2 protein-coding genes are annotated in these 2048 nt (G+C 72.1%); both read left to right on the top strand.

Annotation, left to right across the window (positions count from 1 at the left end; translation table 11 throughout):
* Nucleotides 1-1097, top strand: a 1097-nt coding sequence (locus LZ017_RS21695; RefSeq protein WP_241399016.1) for a glycosyltransferase, incomplete at its 5' end; no start/stop codon positions are given.
* On the top strand, nt 1094-1927 hold the full coding sequence (locus LZ017_RS21690; protein WP_241399015.1) for a methyltransferase domain-containing protein: 834 nt from the start codon (nt 1094-1096) through the stop codon (nt 1925-1927). The genes LZ017_RS21695 and LZ017_RS21690, both read left to right, overlap by 4 nt.
* Nucleotides 1928-2048: the final 121 nt, after the last annotated feature.

Here is a 2048-nt window from a genome sequence, read left to right as displayed (position 1 = left end):
CTGAGTCCCGGGCCATGGCCGACTCCTACCGCACCGCGCTGGTCGTGATCGCGCGGGACGAGTCCGCGCGCATCGAGCGCTTGTTGGGCTCGGTCCGCCCCTGGGTGGACCAGATGTGGGTGCTGGACACCGGCTCGCGCGATGACACGCCGCAGCGTGCCCGCGCCGCGGGCGCCCAGGTCGCCCATTTCGACTGGTGCGACGATTTCTCCGCCGCCCGCAATCACGCGCTGCAACTGGCCGACGCCGACTGGCACCTGGTGCTGGATGCCGACGAGTGGCTGGAGCAGGGCGGCGAGCAACTGGCGGCGCTGCGCCAACAGGCGCCCGATTTCGTCGGCAGCGTGCTGCTGCAGGACCACACGCGCGAGGGCCCCGATGGGACCGCGCAGCGGGTCTGCTCGCGCCTGAGCCGGGTGCTGCCCGGCCGCGTGCGCTACCAGGGCCGCATCCACGAGCAGCCCGTCCATGCGCTGCCGCTGCGCGAGCTGGCCGTGACCGTGGGCCACGACGGCTACCTGCCCGAGGCGCTGCGCCGCAAGAGCGGGCGCAACCGCGCCCTGCTGGAAGTCGCGCTGCGCGAGCATCCGGGCGAGGCCTATCTCTGGTATCAGCTCGCCAAGGACGGTTTCGTCTACGACGACCATGCGCTGGCCGAGCAGGGCTTCGCCCGCGCCGCGGCCCTGGGTGCGGCGACGGCCGGCTGGTGGCCGGACCTGGCGGCGCGCCGGCTGTTCTCGCTGAAGCAGCTCAAGCGCCATGAGCAGGGCATGGACTTCGCCGAATCCCAGCTGCAGCGCTGCGCCGATTCGCCGGACTTCTTCTTTGCGCTGGGCGATCTGCTGCTGGACTTCGCCGCTGACCATCCCGAGCGCGGCGACGAGTTGCTGCCCGTGATGGAGCAGGCCTGGCGCCGCTGCCTGGAGATCGGCGAGCGGCCCGACCAGCCCGGCGCCGTCGCCGGCCGCGGCAGCTGGCTGGCCGCGCACAACCTGGCCCTGGTGCTGGACTTCGGCGGCCGCGCCGACGAGGCCCGTGCCGTCCGCCTGGCCCATCCCGCCCCCGCCGCGCCGGGGGCTCCCGGAGTGTCCCGATGAATCCCGATTTTTCTTCCGCGTCCGCCCCCACTTCCGCTTCGCTGCGCCAGGCCTATGCCGCCTGCCCCCTGTGCGAATCGACCGACATCGCACGATTGCGCAGCGACGCCTGCCACACCCATCCGCTGTGGCATCCGGAGCTGGGCGAGACGCTGGACTGGATGCACTGCCAGGGCTGCGAGCATGTGTTCAGCCGCCACTACTGGGGCCCGCGCGGCTTCGAGCTGCTGTTTTCGCGCGCCAACGAGGGCCAGGTGGCCGGTGGCGACCTGGACCGCCTGCGCCACACCTGGGCCCCGGTGGTCGAGCGGGTGGGGCGCCAGCTGGCGTCGGCGCCCTGGCTGTCCGACCTGGTCTGGCTGGACGTGGGTTGCGGCAACGGCGGGCTGGTGATGACGGCCGACGAGTACGGCTTCATCGCGATGGGCCTGGACGTGCGCGAGCAGGCCGTGCAGCGCCTGCAGGCGCTGGGCTATCGCGCGGCGCAGGGCGACCTGGACCGGCTGGAGGTCAGCGACCCGGTGGCCGTGCTGTCCATGGCCGACGTGCTGGAGCACATGCCTTACCCGCGCCAGGCGCTGCGCCGCGCGCGTGCCGCGCTGGCGCAGGACGGGCTGCTCTACCTGTCCTGCCCGAATCTGGACGCCGCGTCCTGGCGCGCCATGACAGCCCAGGGCCACAACCCTTACTGGGCCGAGCTGGAGCATTTCCACAATTTCAGCCGCGCGACCTTGATGCGCCTGCTGGTGGAGGAGGGCTTCATGCCGGTGGACTACACCGTGAGCCCGCGCTACAAGTCCTGCATGGAAGTGCTGGCGCGGCGCGTCTGACCGCGTCTGAATCCCTTTGAACAAGGGGCCGGGAGGCCTCTTGCCCCGCTGCGCCATCCCTCGCCGATCCGCGTCGCCGCCTTCGTGCGAGGGGCGCGGCGGATGGGCGCAGGCCGACCGT

This window comes from Pelomonas sp. CA6, from assembly GCF_022549225.1.
Lineage (GTDB): Bacteria > Pseudomonadota > Gammaproteobacteria > Burkholderiales > Burkholderiaceae_C > Roseateles.
Note: the sequence above shows the minus strand (reverse complement) of the source record. Positions and strands in the feature narration are given on the sequence as shown.